The 22852-nt window shown below is 68.2% G+C and carries 20 protein-coding genes; 12 read left to right on the plus strand and 8 right to left on the minus strand.

Features of this window, described 5'->3' with window-relative positions:
- The first annotated feature begins 17 nt into the window (after window positions 1–17).
- Window positions 18–1238: a CoA transferase gene (locus ABQE44_RS07535; protein ID WP_448429003.1), complete on the plus strand. Its 1221-nt coding sequence runs from the start codon at window positions 18–20 to the stop codon at window positions 1236–1238.
- Entirely contained in the window at window positions 1235–2035 is an 801-nt protein-coding gene (locus tag ABQE44_RS07540; RefSeq protein WP_448429005.1) for an acyl-CoA thioesterase, read from the plus strand. Before ABQE44_RS07535 ends, ABQE44_RS07540 begins: the two co-directional genes overlap by 4 nt.
- Here the strand turns inward: ABQE44_RS07540 and ABQE44_RS07545 are convergent.
- The 5 genes from ABQE44_RS07545 to ABQE44_RS07565 all read right to left on the minus strand — a co-directional run bounded on the left by ABQE44_RS07545 (window position 2016) and on the right by ABQE44_RS07565 (window position 9100).
- Window positions 2016–4532: an AMP-binding protein gene (locus ABQE44_RS07545; RefSeq protein ID WP_448429007.1), complete on the minus strand. Its 2517-nt coding sequence runs from the start codon at window positions 4530–4532 to the stop codon at window positions 2016–2018. The two genes, ABQE44_RS07540 and ABQE44_RS07545, sit on opposite strands and share 20 nt — an antisense overlap.
- Window positions 4532–5560, minus strand: a complete 1029-nt coding sequence (locus ABQE44_RS07550; protein ID WP_448429009.1) for an ABC transporter ATP-binding protein — start codon at window positions 5558–5560, stop codon at window positions 4532–4534. The genes ABQE44_RS07545 and ABQE44_RS07550 overlap by 1 nt, the downstream gene beginning before the upstream one ends.
- Window positions 5557–7131 (minus strand): ABC transporter permease, encoded by a 1575-nt coding sequence (locus ABQE44_RS07555; protein ID WP_448429011.1) that lies wholly within the window; start codon window positions 7129–7131, stop codon window positions 5557–5559. The genes ABQE44_RS07550 and ABQE44_RS07555 overlap by 4 nt, the downstream gene beginning before the upstream one ends.
- On the minus strand, window positions 7132–8148 hold the full coding sequence (locus ABQE44_RS07560) for an iron ABC transporter substrate-binding protein (protein WP_448390850.1): 1017 nt from the start codon (window positions 8146–8148) through the stop codon (window positions 7132–7134).
- Between the two features lie 133 nt (window positions 8149–8281).
- Window positions 8282–9100 (minus strand): DUF1206 domain-containing protein, encoded by an 819-nt coding sequence (locus tag ABQE44_RS07565; protein WP_448429239.1) that lies wholly within the window; start codon window positions 9098–9100, stop codon window positions 8282–8284.
- Between the two features lie 127 nt (window positions 9101–9227).
- On the opposite strand from ABQE44_RS07565, the gene ABQE44_RS07570 reads away from it, so the two are divergent.
- The 7 genes from ABQE44_RS07570 (at window position 9228) to ABQE44_RS07600 (ending at window position 16362) form a co-directional block, all read left to right on the plus strand.
- Window positions 9228–9596, plus strand: a complete 369-nt coding sequence (locus ABQE44_RS07570) for a YraN family protein (RefSeq protein WP_448390852.1) — start codon at window positions 9228–9230, stop codon at window positions 9594–9596.
- Window positions 9596–11107 (plus strand): YifB family Mg chelatase-like AAA ATPase, encoded by a 1512-nt coding sequence (locus ABQE44_RS07575; RefSeq protein ID WP_448390853.1) that lies wholly within the window; start codon window positions 9596–9598, stop codon window positions 11105–11107. Before ABQE44_RS07570 ends, ABQE44_RS07575 begins: the two co-directional genes overlap by 1 nt.
- Window positions 11104–12228 carry a DNA-processing protein DprA gene (gene dprA, locus ABQE44_RS07580; RefSeq protein WP_448390854.1) on the plus strand — a complete coding sequence of 375 codons (1125 nt, stop codon included), beginning with the start codon at window positions 11104–11106 and terminating at the stop codon, window positions 12226–12228. The genes ABQE44_RS07575 and dprA overlap by 4 nt, the downstream gene beginning before the upstream one ends.
- Window positions 12229–12237: 9 nt before the next feature.
- Window positions 12238–13287, plus strand: a complete 1050-nt coding sequence (locus ABQE44_RS07585; RefSeq protein ID WP_448429013.1) for a beta-galactosidase — start codon at window positions 12238–12240, stop codon at window positions 13285–13287.
- An 80-nt stretch (window positions 13288–13367) separates the two neighbouring features.
- Window positions 13368–14243 (plus strand): siderophore-interacting protein, encoded by an 876-nt coding sequence (locus tag ABQE44_RS07590; protein ID WP_448391367.1) that lies wholly within the window; start codon window positions 13368–13370, stop codon window positions 14241–14243.
- A 24-nt stretch (window positions 14244–14267) separates the two neighbouring features.
- Window positions 14268–15428 carry an alpha-hydroxy-acid oxidizing protein gene (locus ABQE44_RS07595; RefSeq protein WP_448429015.1) on the plus strand — a complete coding sequence of 387 codons (1161 nt, stop codon included), beginning with the start codon at window positions 14268–14270 and terminating at the stop codon, window positions 15426–15428.
- A 40-nt stretch (window positions 15429–15468) separates the two neighbouring features.
- The gene (locus ABQE44_RS07600; protein ID WP_448391368.1) at window positions 15469–16362 is read left to right on the plus strand and encodes a tyrosine recombinase XerC; all 894 of its coding nucleotides are present in this window, start codon (window positions 15469–15471) and stop codon (window positions 16360–16362) included.
- Between the two features lie 58 nt (window positions 16363–16420).
- On the opposite strand, the gene ABQE44_RS07605 is transcribed toward ABQE44_RS07600, so the two are convergent.
- Entirely contained in the window at window positions 16421–17389 is a 969-nt protein-coding gene (locus ABQE44_RS07605) for an LLM class F420-dependent oxidoreductase (RefSeq protein ID WP_448429017.1), read from the minus strand.
- Window positions 17390–17524: 135 nt separating this feature from the next.
- Window positions 17525–18013, minus strand: a complete 489-nt coding sequence (locus ABQE44_RS07610; protein WP_448390858.1) for a M23 family metallopeptidase — start codon at window positions 18011–18013, stop codon at window positions 17525–17527.
- Window positions 18014–18293: 280 nt separating this feature from the next.
- Between ABQE44_RS07610 and rpsB the strand changes: the two genes are divergently transcribed.
- The 3 genes from rpsB (at window position 18294) to ABQE44_RS07625 (ending at window position 21586) form a co-directional block, all read left to right on the plus strand.
- Complete coding sequence (gene rpsB, locus ABQE44_RS07615; protein ID WP_448390859.1) at window positions 18294–19172, plus strand: 30S ribosomal protein S2; 879 nt, start codon at window positions 18294–18296, stop codon at window positions 19170–19172.
- Between the two features lies 1 nt (window position 19173).
- Window positions 19174–19989, plus strand: a complete 816-nt coding sequence (gene tsf / locus ABQE44_RS07620) for a translation elongation factor Ts (RefSeq protein WP_448390860.1) — start codon at window positions 19174–19176, stop codon at window positions 19987–19989.
- Window positions 19990–20179: 190 nt separating this feature from the next.
- Entirely contained in the window at window positions 20180–21586 is a 1407-nt protein-coding gene (locus ABQE44_RS07625) for an amidase (RefSeq protein ID WP_448429019.1), read from the plus strand.
- Between the two features lie 103 nt (window positions 21587–21689).
- On the opposite strand, the gene ABQE44_RS07630 is transcribed toward ABQE44_RS07625, so the two are convergent.
- On the minus strand, window positions 21690–22817 hold the full coding sequence (locus ABQE44_RS07630) for a glycerate kinase (protein ID WP_448390863.1): 1128 nt from the start codon (window positions 22815–22817) through the stop codon (window positions 21690–21692).
- Between the last annotated feature and the right edge of the window lie 35 nt (window positions 22818–22852).

Raw genomic sequence — 22852 nt, forward strand, 5'->3', positions numbered from 1 at the left:
CTTGATAGCTTGGCCGGATGACTGCTCCTGCTGATGCTGCGCGCCCGCTTGCCGGGGTGCGCATTGTCGAGATCTCCAGCTTCGTCGCGGTGCCGCTGGCCGGAATGACGCTCGCCCAACTCGGTGCCGAAGTGATCCGGGTCGACCCGGTCGGCGGCGCAGCCGACTACCGCCGGTGGCCGGTCACCGCCGACGGTGAGAGCATCTACTGGGCGGGGCTGAACAAGGGCAAGCGCTCGATGGCCGCCGACATGCGCTCGCCGGAGGGTCAGCAACTGGTGCAGCGGCTCATCGCCGACAGCGGCGTGCTGCTGACGAATGTCGCGGGTCGCGAATGGCATTCGTATGACACGCTGGCGGCGCTGCGTCCCGACCTGATCCACGTCGAGGTGTCCGGGCGCGCCGACGGCGGCACCGGCGTCGATTACACCGTCAACGCCGGTATCGGGTTCCCGCTGGCCACTGGGCCGGCTGAACTCGCCACCCCGGTCAACCACGTGCTGCCGGCCTGGGACGTCTCCTGCGGCATCTACGCGGCGCTGGCCGTCGTCACCGCGCTGCGCCACCGCGACGTGACCGGACAAGGCCAGAAAATCAGCATCCCGCTGGAGAATGTCGCCTTGGCGACGGCGGGAAACTTGAGCTTTCTCACCGAGGCCATGATCAACGGCACCAGTCGGCAGCGGATCGGGAACTCGGTGTACGGCCAGTACGGCCAGGACTTTTCGAGCAGCGACGGGGTGTCGTTCATGGTGGTTGCGCTCACCGCACGCCACTTCCGCGATCTGACCGAGTTGACCGGTACCTCGAAAGCCGTTGCTGGGCTGGCTGATACGCTGGGCGCAGACTTCAGCGACGAAGGGCAGCGCTATCAGCATCGCGATGCGCTCACAAGGTTGTTCGGCGAGTGGTTCGCCTCGCACACCGCCGAGGAGATCACCGCGGCGCTGTCGGTGTCCTCGGTGCTGTGGGACCGGTATCGCAGCTTCGCCGAAGCCGTCACCGAGGAGAAGGTGACGGCCAACCCGTTGTTTACATCGCTTGATCAGCCCCGAATCGGGGAGTATCTCGCGCCCGGGTTGCCGATCTCGATCGGCGGCATGTTTCCGCCTGCGGTCGCCGCGCCGGCGCTGGGCGACGACACCGCCGCGGTGCTCACCGAGTGGTTGTCGATGAGCGCGGACGAGGTCTCGCGGATGGTCGAATCAGGCACGGTGGCAACTGGAGACGCCCGATGAGCAAGCTGCTCAAGTTGCTTGACGTGCGGCCGGGGGAGGGCGCCGACTCGTGGATCGGTGCAGCGAGCGGGCCAACAGGGAAACGCGCGTACGGCGGGCAGCTCGTCGCGCAGAGCCTGGCGGCGGCGTGCCGCACTGTCGATGCCGAGCGGTTGCCCACCAACATGCATCTGCAGTTCCTGCGGGGCGGGGAAGCCGGTGATGACGTCGAGTACCGCGTGACGCGGGTGTTCGACGGCCGGACCGCCTCAGCGCGCCGGGTCGAATCGCATCAGGATGGTCGGTTGTTGACGGCGGCGACGGTGTCGTTCGCGACGGAACTGCCTGGGCCGCAACACGGTCAACGGCCGTCGCCGCAGGATCCCGAGGCGCTGCCGCGCACGGGGCCCGCCGGACCCGCGCCGTCGATGCCGCTCGACGAACTCGACATCAGGATCGCCGACGAGGGTGCGGGTGATCAGTTCGTGCGTCGATTCTGGTGGCGCGCAACGATTCCGCTGCCGCAGGACCCGCTGTTACACTCGCTGCTGGCCGTCTACGTCACCGATGTGTACATGATCGACCCGGCGCTGCAGGTGCACGGGCATTCGATGCGGGCGCGCACCCATCGAAGCGGCACAACGGATTCCTCGATCTGGTTTCACCGCTCGGTGCGTGCCGATCAGTGGAACCTTCTCGAGACGACGTCACCGGCGGCGGCGCGCGCACGTGGTGTCGTCGTCGGGAGTCTGATCCGCGCCGACGGTGCCATCGCGGCGACGCTGGCTCAGGAGGGCCTCATCGCCGAGCGGACCTAATTGCGTGTGGCGCCGAGGTCGACGTTTTGGCGGGGTTTACTCGCACTTTTCCGCACAAATGTCCCTTTCGGCACCAGGAGAGCAGGTACGTCAGCGTGACGCCAGCCGCCAGCGACGCGACCACGCCGAGCACCGGATGGCCGGGGAACAACGGGTACACCTGGTAGTGCACCAGATACGTGTACAGCGAGGCCTCCGCGAGGATGCCCGCGACCGTCGTCAGCGCGACCGGGCAGCGGATCGTCGGCAGCCAGATGAGCAACGCCAACCCGCCCAGCACCATCGCCTCACGCAGCGTGCTACCGAAATACCCGTGCAACGCCACAGCCAGTACCACGGTCACCACGGCGCGCTGCACCGTTGACGACGCCTTCGCCGCAGCCCAACCGATCGCGAAGAACCAGAACGCCAGCATCGTGAACCACGCCTCACGACCAAGCCCCAGACCGAGCACGTCGTAGCGCAGCGCCAGCCCGACCACCAGGAACGCGACCGCCACGGCGAACGGTCGTTGCCGCTCCAGCCGGTCCAGTCCGGGCAGCCAGAACAACAACAGCAGCGCGACCAGCGTCCACACCAGCACCTCGACGAACCACAGCCGCCCGGCGGTCATGCTGTCGTGCGGACCGAGAATCTTGTTGGCCAGCAGCAGGTTTGTCCACGTGTAGTGGTCGCTCACCAGCAGCACGACGGCCGCCCAGAGCGCCGACGGCACCGCGATCCAGCCGATGGTGTTGCGCAGGTGCCGGACCCGGTCGGTGCGTGGCACCGAGGTCATGCAGAACCGGCCGAAGTTGTATCCCGCGACCCCGAGCAATACGTGCGCGCCGCCCCACAGTTCGAAGAGCCCCGCGTGCGAGCCCACGATGAGCACGATCGCCAGCGCCCGCAACGCGACGCTGGTCTCCAGCGTCGACGCCCACCAGCGCCGCCGGCCGGTGACCGGGCGCGCCATGGCTTCCAGTTCGCGCAGCGGACGCTGATGCCAGTCGGTGGGCAGGTGCCCGAGCATCCGCTCGAGTCGCACTGACATCGCCACGTACGACAGCGAGTTGCCACCGAGGTCGACGAACGAGGCGTCGGAGTCGATCCCGGCCGGGTCTTTCTGCAGCACTTCGGCGAAAAGCACCCACAGGTCGTCGGTTCCGGGCTGCCCGGCACCGCGCGCCAGCCGTCGCACCGTCTCATAGTCGGGCTTGCCCGACGGCAACAACGGCAACTCGTCGACGTGCACCGCCCGCACCGAGCTGGCGGGCACCCCGGTGGCCTCGGCGACCGCGCGCTGCACGTCGTATGCGCCGTGTCGTCCCGCGGCCGCGACGACCAGGTGCTCGTCGTCGCACGTGCAGAATGTCGTCATACCGCGTGCGCGCAGCGTGGATTCGAGCCGCTGTAGATCGATGCGCAGGCCGTAGCTCTTGACGAAACGGCTGGTGCGCCCGATCAGCTCGTAGAGGCCGTCGGGTGCGCGCCGGGCGACATCGCCGGTGTGCAGCGTGTCGACGCTGTTACCCAGTGACAGATCCTGGGGTCCTCGTGCGTACCCCATCATGACGTTGTCGCCGCGGTACACGAGTTCGCCGACGTTTTCTTCAGGCCAGTCGTCGATCGGTTCCAGGGCCAACGACCCTCCGGGTATCGGCCGACCGATGGCGGTAGGCCGTGACAACGCCAGTTGCGGAGGGAGGTAGGCCATCCGGGCGGTGGCCTCGGTGGCGCCGTACATCACGAACAGCGCCCAGCCGCGACGCTGGGCCAGCTCGGCGACCCGCTTGACCCGATCCGGCGGCATCCGGCCGCCGGCCTGGGTGACGTAGCGAAGCGTCGGCAGCTCCATGGTATCGAAGCCGATGCGGTCAAGCAGCTCGAAGGTATACGGAACCCCCGCGAACGAGGTGCCGCCGCAGCGGCGGAACAGGTCCCAGAACTGCTCATCCATAACGGAGCGCTCGGTCAGGATCAACGCGGCGCCGCGCAGCAGATGGCTGTGGATCACCGAAAGCCCGTAACAGTACGACATCGGCAGTGTGGTTGCAGCCCGGTCGGTTTCGCTGATGTGCAGGTATTCGGCGATGGCGGTCGCATTGGAGATCAGGTTGGTGTGCGACAGCCGGACCAGTTTGGGAGATCCGGTGCTTCCGGACGTGGAGAGCAGGAGGGCGAGATCGTCGTGCAGGTGATGGCGCGAAGCCCTTCGCCGGTGGTGGACATCGCCGGCTACGACGACATCGGGATCGTAGGTCTGCACCATGGTCGAGTGATCGCGTCCAGCGGGAACGGGAAGCACCACATGCCCACCGGCAAGGGCCGCGAGGTAATACACCAAAGTGCGGATGTCGTTGCGGGTTTCGAGCAAAACCAGGCGACGGGTATCGCCGAACTCAGGTGCCGCGTCCACGACGTGCTCGGCGAGCTGCGCATAGGTCAACTGCTGCGTGTCGGTGAGCACCGCGACGTTGTCGCCGTGGCAACGCAGGACGTCGACGAGCCGGCGCATCACAGCACGATCCCCTCGCCGGTGATCTCGATGTGCACCTTGGCGTCGACGGGGGCAGCGTTGAGGCTGTCCTGACGCACCACGACCGGTTCGGCGGCGCCCGCGGGGTCGATTGTCAAGAGCACGTCGTGGCCCAGGAACTCGGTGTCGATCACAGTGCCGACGCTCCGGAACTGTTCGGTATCTGAAACTGCCGTCACCACAAGCTGTTCCGGGCGCAGCAGCAATGTCGCCGACCCGTCGCCGGCACGCACCGGAACCCGCCCGAGTGCGCACTCGGCGACACCGGAGCTGACCGTGCACGGCAGTGAGACGCAATCGCCGAGGAATGCCGCGGTGAAGTAGTCGGCCGGTTGGCGATACACCTGCTGCGGCGGGCCGACCTGGGTGAACCTGCCGTCGCGCATCACGGCGATCTGGTCGGCGATCGAGAGCGCTTCCTCCTGGTCGTGAGTGACCAGCAGCGTCGTCACCCCGGCGTCGGCGAGCAGCTTTGCGACCGCCTTGCGGGTGGATGCGCGCAGGCCGGTGTCCAACGAGCTGAACGGCTCGTCGAGCAGCATCAGCGCCGGTTCGCGCGCCAACGCCCGCGCCAGCGCCACCCGCTGCTGTTGGCCGCCGGACAGCTCATGCGGGCGTCGGGATGCATAGGACGGGTCCAGCGAGACCGTCTGCAGCAACTCGGCCACCCGGGTGTGGCCCTGCTTGCGGGACAGCCCGTACGCGATGTTCTGCCCGACGGTCAGATGCGGAAACAGCGCACCGTCCTGGGCGACATAGCCGACCGCCCGGCGGTGCGGCGCCACCGAGCGCTGCGGGCCGGCGACCTGACGGCCCCCGATGTTGATCGTGCCCGCATCGGGGTTCTCGAAGCCGGCGATGAGCCGCAGCAGCGTGGTCTTTCCGCACCCCGACGATCCGACGACGGCGGTGGTAGAACCCGGTCGCACCTCGAGGTCGATATGGTCCAGCACGGTGCGGCCGTTGAAAGACTTTGCCAATTGGTGGATTTCAACAGTGGAGGTCACAGCGCAGCCGCCTTCGCCGACTGCCGCAGCAGGATGAGCGTCACCGGTATCGCCAGCACCACCAACACCAGCGCGTACGGCGCGGCGGCCGCGTAGTCCAACTCGGTGGACAACGACCAGAACCGCATCGACAGCGTGTTGGTGCCCGTCGGCGCGAGCAGAAGGGTCGCGGTCAGTTCGGTGGCGACGGCGACGAACACCAGTGCGGCTCCGGCGGCTGCGGCGGGTGCGGTCAGGCGCAGCGTGACGCGGAAGAACGTGGCGGTCGGCGAACTGCCGAGCGAGCGGGAGGCCTCCTCGAGGCTGGTCGGCACCTGAGCCAGCCCGGCGCGGACGTTGACCAGCGCACGCGGCATGAACAGCAGCACATAGGCGAACACGATCAGCGCCACGCTCTGATAGAGAACGGGTGCAACGGCTATGGTGACGGTGACCAGCGCCAGCGCGGTGACGATGCCGGGCAACGAGCTGGCCACGTAGTTGGCACCTTCGGCTGCGCGGGCGAGAAATCCGCTGGACCGCACCGCCACCCACGCCACGGGGAACGCGAGCACGGTCGTCAGCGCCGCCGCCGCCGCGGCCAGGCCGATGGTCTGGCTCAACGATGTGAAGATGTCCCCGAAGTCCCACACCTCAACGCCGCCGATCCACAGCCAGCGCAGGATGGTCCACGCCGGCACACCGATCGAAAGGACAGCCAACGCGATGAGCGCCGCAAAGGCAGGCATCGTGCTGCTGCGCAAGTGGATTGGAGTCGCCGCCCGGGGTGCGCCGGAGCCGATCCTGGCGAAGCGGGCATTGCCGCGGACCGCGGCCTCGGCGACCAGCATTGCAAGGCAGAGCAACACGAGGACACCGGCGAGCATGCTGCCCGCCGCGCCGTCGAACGTCACCTGGAATTGCTGGAAGATCGCCACGGTGAAGGTGTCGAAGCGCACCATCGCGAAAGCGCCGTACTCGGCGAGCAGATGTACACCGATCAACAGCCCGCCGCCGAGGATCGCCAGGCGCAGCTGCGGCAGCACCACGCGGAAGAACACCGCCACCGAATCCGATCCCAGCGCTCGGGCCGATTCCTCCACCGCTGGATCGAGCCGACGCAAGGTCGCCGCGACGGGCAGGTACATGAACGGGAAATAGGACAGCGTGGTGATCAACACCCCCGCCCACAGCCCGTGCAGTGAGGGCACCACGCCGATCCACGCGTAGCTGTTCACGAATGCCGGAACAGCGAGCGGAGCAACGAAAAGCGGGCGCCACAAAGCCCGGCCGGGCAGGTCGGTGCGTTCCACCAGCCAGGCCACCCCGACCCCGATCAGCACGCAGAGTGGCACCGTGACGGCCACCAGCGCGACGGTGTTGTAGAGAAGCTCGCCGACGCGGGGCCGCACCACCAGTTCGTAGGCGCGGTCCCACCCGATCGAGGTGGCGCCCCACACCACATAGCCCAGCGGAATCGCCGTCGCGGCAACCAAAATCGCGACGGTTGTCGAAACCAGGGGACCCGGCCGGGTGACGATGTCCGACCGTGAGGCCGGTGCGGCGGGAGGTGCGACGGTGGGGACGGCCACCTACAGCAATCCAGCCTTCGTCATCAGCTCGGTCACCTTCTGCGCGTCCAGGGACGACGGGTCGACATCGGGCGCCTGAAGCGAATCCAGCGGGGGCAACGCGGGATTCGCGGGCACACCGCTGGCGACCGGGTACTCGAACGAGGTGCCCTTCTCGAGGACTTCCTGGCCGGCCCTGCTGGTGATGAACCGCATGAACTGCTGCGCCTGGTCCTGTTTGTCGCTGGAGGCCAGCACGCCGCCGCCCGACAGGCTGACGAAGGCGCCCGGGTCTTGGTTCTTGAAGTAGTGCAGCGCGGTGTTGCCGCTGATCTCCTTGGTTTTGGCTTGATCGCGGTACCAGTAGTAGTGGTAGATGATGCCGCCGTCGACCTCGCCGGCGTTCACCGCTTTGAGGGTGTCGATGTTGTTGTTGTAAGCCACCGCGTTGGCCTTCATCGCGTCGAGCCACTGCGCGGTGGCAGCTTCACCCTCGAGCGCCAGCAGCGCGGCGACGATGGCCTGGAAATCGGCCTTGGTCGGCGGGGCGCCCCAGCGGCCCTGCCACTCGGGCTGCTGCAGGTCGAGCATGGACTGCGGCAGCTGATCGGGCTGCAGGCGGTCGGTGTTGTAGGCGAACACGGTGCTGCGCGCGGCCACCCCGGTCCACCTGCCGGTCTCCGGACGGTATTGCGGTGGAACCTGATCAAGCGTGTCGGCGTTGAGTTCGGCGAACAGCCCCGCCCGCTCTACTGCCGCCATGGCGGGGGAGTTCTCGGTGAGGAAGACGTCGGCAGGTGACGCGTCGCCCTCGGCCACCAGTTGGTTGCCAAGTTCGGTGTCACCGCCCTGGCGGTAGGACACCTTGATGCCGGTTTCCTCGGTGAACGCGTCGATCCATTCCTTGGCCAGCGACTCGTGCTGGGCGTTGTAGATCAACAGTTCGTCGCTGTCGCTCGTGCTGGTGCAGGCGGTCGCACCGGCCGCGAGGGCGAGCGTTGACGCGAGCGCAGCGATCCGGCTCCAACGTGGTCGCATCCAGGGGTCCTTTCCCGGTTTCGTGCAGGTCAGATTGCAGCATCTTTTAGCTGAGGTTTACCTAATGAAGATACCCTTTCGGGTTTTCAGCTGGTTGGCTCTGCGCGGATGAGCCGAGGTGAAGTGCCAGTAGTCACATCCGGCCGGACCGGGCGCGGACGAAGTTGTAGACGCCGAACGCGGCGATACCGGCTGCGGCCAGGATGAGAAGAAACTTGCCGAACGGCGCCTGCCCGAGGGTCTTGACCGCTGCGTCGAGGCCGGTGGCCTTGGCGGGATCGGCCTGCAGCGTCGCCACGATCACCAGCACTCCCGCGCCCGCGAGCACCAGCCCCTTGGCCGCGTAGCCGATGATGCCGACGGCGGTCACCCCTGAGCCGCCTGAGCTGTGCAGGTCTTTGAAGAAGTGCTTCGTCACGCCCTTGTAGACGTGGTAGCCCCCGACCGCCAGCAATCCGAGCCCGACCGCGATGAGGACCGCTTTGCCCCAACCGGACTGCATCATCTGTGCGCTCAGTCCGGCGTTCTGCTGGGTGCTCTGCTGTCCGCTGCCAATCGCGAAGCGGGCCGCCGAGAACGCGATCGCGAAGTTGACGACGGCCAGCCCGAGCGATTTCACCCGCTTCCACGCCGGGGTGTCGTCCTGCAAGCGGCCCGAACCTTCACCGGGCCGCGGCCCGACGATCGCCTCGGCGACGCGCCACAAGCCCAGCGCCAACAACCCCACGGCGACGACCCACAACAGCACCGCGCCACCGGTCTGTTGCGCCAGCGTCGCCAGCGCCCCGGACTGGTCGGCGTTACCGCCGGAACCCAGCGCGATGCGAAGAATCAGATAGCCGACAAGCAGGTGCAGTATGCCGCTGACCGCGAAGCCGGCGCGGGCGGTGTACTCGAACGCATCACTGTCGGTGGCTCTGTCGGCGACACCGTGTAACGACTTGTCGGTCATGCCGGCGTGTACCCGCTTTTTGACGGCAGCGAAACAGGGTGTGCCCGAATTGTGGATGAGTCTGCGGTTGGGGATAACTCGAGCCACCACACCGCGGATTGTCGGTGTCGAACCGCACGGTGAAGCCATGATTTCATTCACCCGCGCCGAGATCGGCGCACTCGGAGAACAACTCGCGGTCGATCACCTGCGCTCGCTGGGGCTGCGGGTGCTCGACCGCAATTGGCGCTGCCGGTATGGCGAGCTGGACGTGATCGCCGCCGATGACGCCGCGCGCATCGCGATCTTCGTGGAGGTGAAGACCCGCACCACCGACCGATTCGGCGGTGTCGCAGAGGCGGTGACCCCGAAGAAGGTGCAGCGGCTGCGCCGACTCGTCGGCCTGTGGCTGGCCGCGCACGACGGTCGGTGGTCGCAGGTGCGCATCGATGTCGTCGGGGTGCGGATCGGTCGGCGGCGAACACCGGAGATCACGCATCTTCAGGGGGTGGGGTGATGGCGCTGGGCCGAGCGTTCTCCGTGGCTATCCGCGGGCTGGACGGACAGACCGTGGAGATCGAGGCGCACATCACCTCGGGTCTGCCCGGCGTGCATTTGGTCGGGCTCGCGGACGCGGCGCTGAAGGAATCGCGCAACCGGGTCCGTGCGGCGATCACCAACTGCGGCAATGACTGGCCGATGGCGCGGCTCACGTTGGCGCTCTCGCCGGCGACATTGCCGAAGGTGGGTTCGGTCTACGATTTGGCTCTCGCGCTGGCAGTGATCGCTGCGGCGAAGAAGGCCGAGTGGCCCCGGCTGGAGAAGACGGTGTTGCTGGGTGAACTCGCGCTCGACGGCCGGGTGCGTCCGGTCAATGGGGTGCTGCCCGCGGTCATGGCCGCCAAACGTGAGGGTTGGCCGACGGTCGTGGTGCCGGTCGACAACCTCGCCGAGGCCAGCCTGGTCGAGGGCATCGAGGTATGGGGTGCACGGACGCTGCGCGAGCTTCAGCTGTGGATCGCAGGAAAGGCGCCGTTGGCGGGCAGAATCGCTGCGCCGCGCGCCGTTTCGGCACCGTCAGTGGACCTCGCCGACGTGGTTGGCCAGACCCAGGCACGGTTCGCGGTCGAAGTCGCCGCCGCCGGCGGCCATCACCTGATGCTGACCGGCCCACCGGGCATCGGTAAAACCATGCTGGCACAACGTCTTCCGGGGTTGCTGCCGACGTTGTCGGAAAGCGAGTCGCTAGAAGTGACGGCGATCCACTCGGTGGCCGGCATGCTTTCGGGTGACACACCGCTGATCACTCAGCCGCCGTTCATCGCCCCGCATCACACGTCGAGTGTCGCTGCGATGGTCGGTGGCGGTTCGGGACTGGCACGACCCGGAGCGGTCAGCCGCGCGCACCGAGGTGTGCTGTTTCTCGACGAGTGCGCGGAGATCGGCGTCAGCGTGCTCGAAGCGCTGCGAACGCCGCTGGAAGACGGTGAGATTCGGCTGGCCCGTCGCGACGGTGTGGCGCGCTACCCGGCGCGGTTCCTGTTGGTGCTGGCGGCCAACCCGTGCCCGTGTGCACCGGCCAATCCCAACGACTGCATCTGTCGCGGCGGCGACAAGCGTCGGTATCTGGGCAAGCTTTCCGGCCCGTTGATCGACCGGGTTGACCTGCGCGTCGAGATGCATCCGGTGCGCGCGGGGGAACTCGTTGAGCAGGACGGCGAATCCACGGCCGTGGTCCGTGAACGTGTCGTGGCCGCGCGCAACGCCGCCGAGGAGCGGTGGCGTGCCTACGGCATCCGGACCAACGCCGAAGTCAGCGGATCGTTACTGCGGCGCAGGTTCCGGCTGCCCCGAGCCACGATGAAGCCGCTGTACCAGGCGATGGATCGCGGTCAACTCAGCGCACGCGGCATGGACCGCACTATGCGGGTCGCGTGGTCCCTTTGTGACCTGGCCGGCCGGACCTCCCCGGACTTGGAGGACGTCACCACGGCCTTGAGTTTCCGGCAGGGCGGAGGTGTGCGATGAGTGACGACGAGGCGCGCGCGTGGGCGTACCTATCCCGGGTGGCCGAACCGCCGTGCCCGGCGCTGAAAGCACTCGTGGCGCGGGTCGGCGCCGTCGAGGCCGCCGATCGGGTGCGTCGCGGGCAAGCCGGTGATGCGGTGAACGAAGGGGTCGACGCCCGTCGTCACATCGACTCGGCAGCACGGGATTTAGAGTTGCTCGCGGCGATGGGCGGTCGGTTGATCACCCCGGAGCACGACGAGTGGCCGGTACTGGCGTTCACCGGTTTCGGGGGGATCGAAGGTCGGCTGCGTGCGCAGGCTCACCCGCCGATGGTGCTGTGGGTGGTCGGATCCGCGCGGCTGGACGAGGTGGCGGCCCGCTCCGCCGCGGTGGTCGGCACCAGGGCGGCCACCGCATACGGTGAGTTCGCCGCGGCTGAGCTGGCCGGGGGCCTGTCGACGCGGGATGTGGCGGTGGTGTCCGGCGGGGCATTCGGTATCGACGGCGCGGCGCACCGGTCGGCGCTGGCGGCCGACGGGTTGACCGTTGCAGTGTTGGCCGGCGGCATCGATGTGCCGTATCCGGCGGGACACAGCGCACTGCTGCGGCGCATTGCCGAGGACGGAGCGCTCGTCACCGAATATCCGCCGGGGGTGCGCCCGGCGCGACACCGGTTCCTCACCCGCAACCGGCTGGTGGCCGCGCTGGCCGGGGCCACCGTGGTCGTCGAGGCCGGCGCCCGCAGCGGTGCCGCCAACACCGCGGCGTGGGCCCGCGGTCTGGGCCGCGCGGTGTGCGCGGTGCCCGGCCCGATCACCTCGTCGGTATCGGTCGGCTGTCACGCCCTACTGCGCGACGGAGCCTTCCTGATCACCCGCGCCGAAGACGTCGTCGAACTGGTCGGGCGGATCGGTGAACTCGCTCCCGACGAGCCGCGGTCGGTCTCGGTCCTGGATGACCTCGACGACACCGACAAGCGCGTGTACGACGCGTTGCCTGCGCGGGCGGCGCGCAATCTCGACGAGATCGCGATGGCCGCCGGTTTGCCGGCAAGGCAGGTGTTGGGTCCGCTGGCAACCCTGGAGCTGTGCGGTTTGGTGCGCAGTCGCGACGGCCGGTGGAAACGGACACTCCGGTAGGTTGTCGAAATGCGTTGGCGGGTGAGCAGGCATGTCGGCCGGATCGCGGCGGCCGTGCTGATGCTGGTGGCGGTTTCGGTCACCGACTCGCGAATCGCGCAGGCGGAGGCGGTCGTTGCGCCGCGTGACGGGTACGGCTTCGCGGTGGGTGCGCCGATGACGTGGATGAGCGATATGGACGCTGACCGCGAACTCGACGCCGTCGCCCGAACCGGCGCGGAATGGTTGCGGGTGTTCGTCGACTGGAACCGCATCGAGCCGATGCCGGGCGCCTACGACTGGGGCTATCTGGATCACTGGGTCAACGGCGCGGTCTCGCGCGGATTGAAGGTGCTGGCGATGGTCGCCTACACCCCGGACTGGGCCAGAACGCCGGGCTCCTATTTCAGCGCCCCGCCCGTCGAGCCGGCCGTGTTCGCCAGCTTCCTGAGCACGCTGGTGAAGCGCTACGGCGACCGGGTCAGCAGTTGGGAGGTGTGGAACGAACCGAACGTGCCGATCTTCTTCGGCCACCTCGACGACCGCGCGGCGCGCTACACCGAGTTGTTGAAGGCGGCCTATCCCGCGATCAAGGCGGCGCAGCCGCACAGCACCGTGCTGGCGGCCGGAATGAGCCGCGCGTACGCTCCGGATGCGCCGCCGACGTTCGTCGAGGCCATGTACGAGTTGGGCGCCAAAGACTTTTTCGACGCGATGGCCATGCATCCCTACGTCTATCCCGCCGGGTTGGCCGTCGACGACCACAACGGTTGGTCCGACGTCGAACGGGTACGCCAACTCATGATCGACAACGGCGACGGCCGGAAGAAGATCTGGATGACCGAGATCGGTGCGCCAACCGCCGCGGCCACCGCCGGTGGTGTCAGCCAGCAGGAGCAGGCCCAGCAGATCACCGACGTGTTGGCCAAGGCAGCACGTACCGACTACAGCGGCCCGGTGTTCATCTACTCGATCCGCGACATCGACACCGCCGACGTCGCAGACGACCAGGACAACTTCGGGGCTCTGCTCACATCGGACTGGCAACCCAAGGCAGCGGCCGAGGTGCTGACAAGGTAGAACGCCGCCGGTTGCACCGCGCTCGTATAGTCGGCCGCGTCGGCTGAGGATCGGCTGCGGCCGTGGATTTGGAGGTTTACGTGGCAGGGCGTCCGATACACACCTTCCAGGTGGTGCGTACCGAGGAGTTGACACCGCACCTGATCCGTGTGGTGCTCGGCGGTTCAGGCCCGGGCACCGGCTTCGACACCTTCACGCCCAACGGCTTCACCGACGCCTACGTCAAGATCGCGTTCTTCGCCGATGACCCCAGTGCGGAAGACGTCGCTGCGTTGCCGCAGCCGCTGACCATGGACAGTTTCCGGACCTTGCCGCCCGAACGGCAGCCGACGGTGCGCACCTACACCGTGCGACATGTCGACGCCGAGCGTCAGGAGATCTGGATCGACTTCGTCGTGCACGGCGAGCACGGTGTGGCCGGGCCGTGGGCGGTCGCCGCCCAGCCGGGCCAACCCGTCTACCTGATGGGACCCAGCGGCGCCTACGCACCCGACCCGGCGGCGGACTGGTACCTGTTCGCCGGCGACGAAGCCGCCATCCCCGCGATCAGCGCTGCGCTAGAAGCGTTGCCCGACAACGCGATTGGCAAAGCGTTCATCGAGGTGGCCGGCCCTGAGGACGAGCTTCCGTTGAAGAAGCCCGACGGGGTCGATCTGACCTGGATCTATCGCGGCGGCCGCGCTGACCTGGTGCCCGAAGACATGGCCGGCGACAACGCGCCGCTCATCGCGTCGGTCAAGGCGACGCCGTGGCTGTCCGGGCAGGTACAGGTCTTCATCCACGGAGAGGCGCAGGCGGTGATGCATAACCTGCGGCCCTACATCCGCAAGGAGCGCGGTGTCGAAGCCAAGTGGGCGTCGTCGATCTCCGGCTACTGGCGCCGTGGCCGCACCGAGGAGACGTTTCGCCAGTGGAAGGCCGAACTGGCCAAGGAAGAGGAACAGGCCAACGCGTGACCATAGGCCTGGCACCCTAGCCCCATGGCGTTCAGCGACTACCAACTCGAGATCTACTTCCAGGGCCTGTCCGGTGTGCTGCCGACGCTGCCGATGGCGTTCGCGGAGCTGGAAGCCAAGGCCCAGGCCGCGATGTCGCCGGGGATATGGTCCTATGTCGCCGGCGGCGCGGGCGACGAACGCACCCAGCGCGTCAACGTCACGGCGTTCGACCAGTGGGGATTGATGCCGCGGATGTTCGTGGGCGCCAACGACCGCGACCTGTCGATGGAGTTGTTCGGCCTGACGCTGGCGTCGCCGGCGCTGTTGGCGCCGGTCGGCGTCATCGGGCTCTGTGCCCAAGACGGACACGGTGACCTGGCCACCGCCCGGGCCGCCGCACGCACCGGCGTGCCGATGATCGCGTCGACGATGTCGGCGGACCCGATGGAACAGGTGGCTGCCGAATTGGGCGACACCCCAGGTTTTTTCCAGCTCTACACGCCCACCGACCGGGAGCTGGCCGCCAGCTTCGTGCACCGCGCCGAAGCAGCGGGGTTCAAGGGCATCGTCGTCACGCTGGACACCTGGATCCCCGGCTGGCGACCCCGAGATCTGACCACGTCGAACTTCCCGTTCCTGCGCGGGCTGTGTCTGGCCAACTACACCTCAGATCCGGTGTTCCGGGCGAGCCTGGCGCACCCGCCCGAGGAGGACCCGCAGGGCGCCGTGCTGCGCTGGGCGCAGATCTTCGGCAATCCGCTGACGTGGGAGGACCTGCCGTGGCTGCGGTCGCTGACCGATCTGCCGCTTCTCGTCAAGGGCATCTGCCATCCCGACGACGCGCGGCGCGCCAAGGACGGCGGGGTGGACGCCATCTACTGCTCCAACCACGGCGGTCGGCAGGCCAACGGTGGGATTCCCGCCATCGACTGTCTGCCCGCGGTGGTCGACGCCTCCGATGGCCTGCCGGTGATCTTCGACTCCGGAATCCGTAGCGGCACCGACATCGTCAAGGCGCTGGCGTTGGGTGCTGACGCCGTCGCGATCGGCAGGCCCTACGTCTACGGGCTCGCGCTCGGCGGTGTGGCCGGGATCGTGCACGTCCTGCGGTCGCTGTTGGCCGAGGCTGATGTGACGATGGCCGTCGACGGCTACCGTTCGCTCAAAGAACTGACCCTCGAGGCGATGCGGCGCGTCACCTGACACGTGACCTCCCGTCTGCGACGGTAGGGACGTGGAGGCGATGCTCGAGGAGTTCGACGAGTACCTTGCGCTGCAATGCGGGCGCTCGGAGCACACCCGGCGCGCTTACCTGGGCGATCTACGGTCGTTGTTCGCATTCGTCGCCCACCAGACATCCGACGCTGGAGTCGAGGCGCTGACGCTGCCGCTGTTGCGTTCCTGGCTGGCCGAACAAGCCGCCGCCGGTTCGGCCCGTACGACGCTGGCGCGGCGCACCTCATCGGTCAAGACGTTCACCGCGTGGGCGCTGCGCCGTGGGCTGATCGCCGCCGATCCGGCGGCCCGGCTGCAGGCGCCCAAAGCCCGTCGCACCCTGCCCTCGGTGCTGCGTCAGGACCAGGCGCTCGACGCGATGGACGCTGCGAAGTCGGGTGCGCAGCAAGGTGATCCGCTCGCGCTGCGGGACCGGTTGATCGTGGAGTTGTTGTACGCCACCGGTATTCGGGTTAGCGAGCTGTGCGGGCTGGACCTCGATGACGTCGACACGTCGCGGCGGCTGCTGCGCGTGCTGGGCAAGGGCAACAAACAGCGCACCGTGCCGTTCGGTCAGCCCGCGCAGACGGCGCTCGCGGCGTGGCTGGCCGACGGGCGCCCCGCACTGGCCACCGCCCAATCCGGTCCAGCGCTGCTGCTGGGTGCGCGGGGGCGGCGGCTAGACCCGCGGCAGGCACGCACCGTCGTGCACCAGACCGTCGCGGCCGTCGACGGCGCCCCCGACATCGGTCCGCACGGCCTACGGCACAGCGCCGCCACCCATCTGCTCGAAGGCGGCGCCGATCTGCGGGTCGTGCAGGAACTGCTCGGCCATTCGACGCTGGCGACCACGCAGCTCTACACCCATGTCACCGTCGCGCGGCTGCGCGCCGTGCACGACCAGGCCCACCCCCGCGCATAATTGCGATTTCGGCGCGCTTACGCTCCCTCAGCGGCCGTTAGCGCGCCGAAATCGCTTGTCAGCGTAGCTGTTTGATCACCTCGGCGATATCCGGCATCGCCGACGGCCGGCCCGCGAACTCGTCGAACACCGTCCAGTAGCTCACCCCGAACCTATGTTGACGTTCGACGAGCGCCTCGGCCATCTGGTCATGCGTGCCGAACAATACGAACGGGGAGTCCAGCAGCAGTTGCGGCGAAACCCCGCCGAAGGCTCTCGCCAACTCGGCCGCCGACGCCTCGCGGTCGTCGGTGACGCCCACGAATTGGATGAGCGCGTTGAGTTCGACGGCGTCGAACCGGTCGCCGGCGGCCTCGCGCACCACGGCGATCCGGTTCTGCAGGCCCGCGTCGTCGAAGTGCGTCAACTCCACTTCGGTGGCGTCTCGGTTGTGGCGAAACCCGGCCAGCCCGACGATGTCGGCCACGCGGCCGGCCAACTGCAGCACCCGAGTTCCGTTGCCGCCTACCAGTATCGGCACGTCCACACAGGGCGGTGCGACCAGCGAACCGGGCTCCGCGTGCACCCGGTAATGGGCGCCGTCGACATCGACGGCGGCGCCGGCGAGCAGCGGCCGGATCACCGCCACCGATTCGACGAGCCGCTCGACGCGGGTGCGTCCCCCATCGAACGGAATGCCTGCGGCGTCGTACTCGGATTTCATGTGTCCGGCGCCCAGCCCGAGCTCGAACCGGCCGTCCGAAACCGCGGCGACGGTGGCGGTTTCCCGCGCGACATCGACGGGGTGACGAAGGTCGTTGTTGAGCACCAGCGTGCCGGTGTGCAGACGGGTGGTGGCAACCGCGGCCGCGGCCGCCCCGGCGAACGGCGACAGCGACGCGACGAGATGGTCGGGGATCGTCAGCACATCGAAGCCGGCGTCTTCGACGGAGACGGCGAACTCGGTGAGGTCCGCACCGCGCGGCAGTGCGGTGTGCAGACCGAAGCGAAGCGGGCGGTTGCGGTGCGCGTCGGAGGCGACGGTCATGGTCCCGACGCTAGGCCGACGCCGGCCCCGGCGCGAATGTGCGCGAACTCCGGCTAATCCACGGCGTGTCGCCATCAGACGCGCACGCTCACGGAAATGAGGCTCACGGAAATGAGGAGGTGAGGAGGTGGGGAGCTAGCCCAACACCGGTTTGAGGCGGATCGGGGTGGTGGCGACCAGGCCCAGGGGGTCGACGTAGTCCGCGCGCGATGCCGGCCCCCACATCGCGCCCCAGTGCAGGCACGCCGACGCGGGGCAGCCGGGATGGCCCGCCTGCAGCACACCGATCGCGGCGCCGGCGTCGACACGCTGCCCGGCGCGCACCACCGGATCGACCGGTTCGTAGCTGGTCCGCAGCCCGCCGGGATGCGCGATCGACACCAGCGGCCGACCGGCCAGCTCACCGGCGAACACCACGGTGCCCGCGGCGCCGGCGTATACGGTCTGACTCCTCGACCCGGCAAGGTCGACACCGCGATGGCCGCGCTGCCAGTTCGGCGACGGGGCGTCGAACATCCGCACCACCGCGGGGCGCGGCTGCAGCGGCCACCCCAACCGTTGGCCCTGCGCTCCTGCCGGCGCCGCCCACACCAGCGTGGCCACCGCCAGCGCGATCCATCGCATACGCCCAGCTCAGCAGGCACTGGGCCAACGGCGCCAGGCCCCGGCGGCGATCTGTGGATCGGCAGGTCGCTGTGGAAAAAGCACCCCTTCGCACGGTGTAAACTGCTAACCGCAGCTCGCACGAGCGGGCTGACTTCGCGTGTCTGCGCCACGACCCGTTCTTCAAGGTCGTACCCCGGATGCCGTCGGTCCCGTCCCCACGGGTCTGGCATTCGAGCAGTCACCAGGGCTCGGCGTCACCCGACGTCGGGCGACAACCGACGAAAAAGGAATAGCCGACATGGCTGTTGTAACCATGAAGCAGCTGCTTGACAGCGGCACCCACTTCGGGCACCAGACCCGTCGCTGGAATCCCAAGATGAAGCGGTTCATCTTCACCGACCGCAACGGCATCTACATCATCGACCTGCAGCAGACGCTGACCTACATCGACAAGGCGTACGAGTTCGTCAAGGAGACCGTCGCCCACGGCGGAACGATCATGTTCGTCGGCACCAAGAAGCAGGCGCAGGAGTCGATCGCTGAAGAAGCCACCCGCGTCGGCATGCCGTACGTGAACCAGCGCTGGCTGGGCGGCATGCTCACGAACTTTCAGACCGTGCACAAGCGGCTGCAGCGCCTCAAGGAACTCGAGGCGATGGAGCAGACCGGTGGCTTCGAGGGTCGCACCAAGAAGGAAATCCTGATGCTGACCCGCGAGAAGAACAAGCTCGAGCGCAGCCTCGGCGGTATCCGGGACATGCAGAAGGTGCCTTCGGCGGTCTGGATCGTCGACACCAACAAGGAGCACCTCGCCGTCGCCGAGGCCCGCAAGCTCAACATCCCGATCATCGCGATCCTCGACACCAACTGCGATCCCGACCTCGTCGACTACCCGATCCCGGGCAACGACGACGCGATCCGCTCGGCCGCGCTGCTGACCAGGGTCATCGCCGCTGCGGTCGCCGAGGGGCTGCAGGCCCGCGCCGGGGTCGGCCGTGACGGCGACAAGCCGGACGCTGCCGGTGCCGAGCCGCTCGCCGAGTGGGAGCAGGAACTGCTGGCGAGCGCGACGGCACCGGCCACGGCGCCAGCGACCGCGTCCCCGACGGCCGCCGGCGCCGAGCCCGGCACGCCGGAGGCGAACGTACAGACCGAACCAAAACCTACGGAGAGCTGAGATGGCTAACTACACCGCTGCCGACGTCAAGCGACTGCGGGAGGTGACCGGCGCCGGCATGCTCGACAGCAAGAACGCGCTGGTCGAGGCCGACGGCGATTTCGACAAGGCCGTCGAGCTGCTGCGCATCAAGGGCGCCAAGGACGTCGGCAAGCGCGCCGAGCGCGCGACGGCCGAGGGTCTGGTGGCCGCCAAGGACGGCGCGCTGATCGAGCTGAACTGCGAGACCGACTTTGTCGCGAAGAACGCCGAGTTCCAGTCCGTCGCCGAGCAGATCGTCGCGGCGGCCGCGGCGGCCAAGGCCGATGACGTCGACGCGCTCAAGGCAGCCAAAATCGGTGACACGTCGGTGGAGCAGGTCATCGCCGACCTGTCGGCCAAGATCGGCGAGAAGCTCGAACTGCGTCGGGTCGTCTACTTCGACGGCACCGTCGAGACCTACCTGCACAAGCGCGCCGCCGACCTGCCGCCGGCGGTCGGAGTGCTGGTGGAATACACCGGCTCCGACACGAGCGCCGCCCACGCGGTCGCGCTGCAGATCGCCGCGCTGAAGGCCAAGTACCTGACGCGCGACTATGTGCCCGAGGACGTGGTGGCCAACGAGCGCCGCATCGCCGAGGAGACCGCCCGAAACGAGGGCAAGCCCGAGCAGGCCCTGCCCAAGATCGTCGAGGGCCGCGTGACCGGCTTCTACAAGGACGTCGTGCTGCTCGATCAGCCGTCGGTGTCCGACAACAAGAAGACCGTCAAGGCGCTGCTCGACGAGGCGGGCGTGACCATTACCCGGTTCGCGCGCTTCGAGGTCGGCCAGTCCTGACAGACGGATGCGCACAAAGGCCCGCAGAAGCTGCGGGCCTTTTGCGTTTCATATCCCGTTCTGCGTGCTAGTGGCGAGATTGCGGCTAGGGCTGTGACCGAAGTCCACGACCCTGGGTGCAATCTCGACGAGAGGAAGCGTGCGGCGATAGTCCGCTTCACGCGGCGGTACGAGTTGGTACCGTCACTGCATGGAACGTATTCACGCCTTCGGTGACGACGCCCTCGGTGAGCTCGACGCCGTTGCCCTCGTCGAGGCACTGCAGGCGGGCACGGTGTCGGCGGCCGAACTCGTCGAGGCCGCCATCGCCCGCACGGAGAAAGTCAACCCGACGTTGAACGGGTTGGCCTACGAGGCGTTTGACCGTGCCCGCGACCGCGCGAACGCGCCGCACCCCTACGGCGGCTACTTCGACGGCGTGCCGTCCTACCTCAAGGACAACGTCGCCGTGACAGGCATGCCGACGATGAGCGGCACCGACGCGTGGGATCCGCGGCCCGAACCTGCCGACGGCGATTTCGCGAAGGCGTATCTGGCGACAGGGCTTGTGCCGCTTGGCAAGACACAGCTGTCGGAGTTCGGGTTCAGCGCATCGGCCGAGCATCCGCGGATCGGACCGGTGCGCAACCCGTGGAACCCCGAACACACCTCCGGTGCGTCGTCGTCGGGCTCGGGTGCGTTCGTCGCCGCGGGCGTGATGCCGATCGGACACGCCAACGACGGTGGCGGTTCCATCCGAATTCCGGCCGCCTGCAACGGTTTGGTCGGCCTCAAGCCGTCGCGCGGACGGCTGCCGCTGGACGCGGACGTGCGGCGGATGCCGTTGCGCATCGTGGCCAACGGAGTGGTCACCCGCTCGGTCCGCGACACCGCCGCGTTCTACCGGGAGATGGAACGCGTCTACGCCAACCCGAAACTGCCGCCTATCGGCGACGTCACCGACCCCGGCAAACAGCGGCTGCGGGTCGCGGTGTGCACGCAGTCGATCTCGCGCGACGCCAGCCCCGAAATTCGCGAACTCACCCTCAAGACCGCGGCACTGCTCGAGGAGTTGGGGCACAAGGTCACGACGATCAACAACCCGGTGCCGGCGCAGTTCATGGACGACTTCCTGCTGTACTGGTCATTTCTGTCGTTTGCGCTGGTGCGCAGTGGTCGGCACGCGTTCGGCCCGAGCTTCGACCGCAACCGGTTGGACAACCTGACCCTGGGCCTGGACCGGCACGCCGCGCGCAACCTGCACCGGTTGCCACTGGCGATTGCCCGGCTCTCGCGGGTGCGGCGGATCACCGCGCGGCTGACCAGCACCTACGACGTGGTGTTGACGCCGACGCTGGCCGATGTGACGCCGCGGCTGGGCCATCTCGATCCGACCGCTGAGTACCGGCAGATCATCGACCGGCTGGTCGAGTGGGTGGCCTTCACTCCGTTGCAGAACGCCACCGGCGAGCCGGCCATCTCGCTGCCGCTGGCCGAATCGGCATCCGGGCTGCCGGTCGGCATGATGTTCAGCGCCCCGTTGGGGCAGGAGGCGCGGCTGCTGCGGCTGGCCTACGAACTCGAAGAGGCCCGGCCCTGGCGGCGCATACAGGACTGACTCCACCACGAGCAGCAGACGCAAAGTCGCACGAGACAGGCCGCGGTAGTGCGATTTCACGTCTGCTCGGCGGGAAAGGCGCTCGGCGGGAAAGACGGGGATGTCAGCCGGCGAGTTCGCGGCAGAACTGCTCGGTCGCGCGGATCAGCGCTGCGTGCCCGTCGCGCAGCGCTTGCTGCAACGGCGTGCCCTCGGCGGTGATCGCCACCAGCCGGTCGACGCCGTAGTCCAATAACACCGCGGCGTCCGGAGCGACGCGGCCCGCGAAGATCACCACCCGGGCGCCGGCCTTCACCGCCAGCTGCGCAACTCCGAAAGGCGTTTTGCCCATAACGGTTTGGGCGTCGACGCTGCCTTCACCGGTGAACACCCAGTCGGCGTCGCGCAGCGCCTGCTCGAGGCCGACGGTACGCGCGACCTCCTCGGCGCCGGGGTAGATTTCGGCGCCGAGGTATTCGGCGAGGGCGAACCCCAGACCACCCGCGGCGCCCGCACCCGCTCGTTGTGGCTGCACGTGACCCAGCGTCGTCGCCGTGACGGCGGCGAGCCGCGACAGCGCCGTACCCAGCCGTGCGACATCGGCTGGGCCCGCGCCCTTTTGGGGTCCGAACACCGCGCTGGCGCCCGTCGGCCCCAGCAGGGGAGCGGTGACATCGGAGGCCACGCGGATCCGCGCGTCGCGCAACCGCTGATCCAGACCGGAGACATCGATGCGCTCCAGCCGTTCCAGCGCAGCGCCGCCCGGCTCGAGCGGGCTGCCGTCCGCGTCGGTCAGCACCGCGCCTAGCGCGACGAGCATGCCTGCACCGCCGTCGTTGGTGGCCGACCCGCCCAGCCCGATGAGGATGTCCTCGGCGCCGCGGTCGAGCGCGGACCGGATAAGCTCACCGACGCCGAAGGTGCTGGCGCGCAGAATATCTCGCTGATCGGGCGGAATCAGCTCCAAACCCGCAGCGGCGGCGATCTCGATCACCGCCAGCTGCCGCAGCGGCACGTACCCGTAGCCGGCGGTGACGGGGCGGCCCAGCGCGTCGGCGACCGTCGCCTCGACGCGTTGGCCGTGCAGCGCGTCGATGACGGCATCTACGGTGCCTTCGCCTCCGTCGGCCATGGGCACCCCGAGGCACTCGGCATCGGGGAACACCGCGTGCACGCCGGCGCGCATCGCGGCCACCGCCTGCGACGCCGACATCGACTCCTTGAACGAGTCAGGGGCCAAAACGATCTTCATCGCAGCCATTCTCACCCGCCGCCGCGCCGGTTCGC

The sequence above is a fragment of the Mycolicibacterium sp. XJ2546 genome (assembly GCF_053483195.1).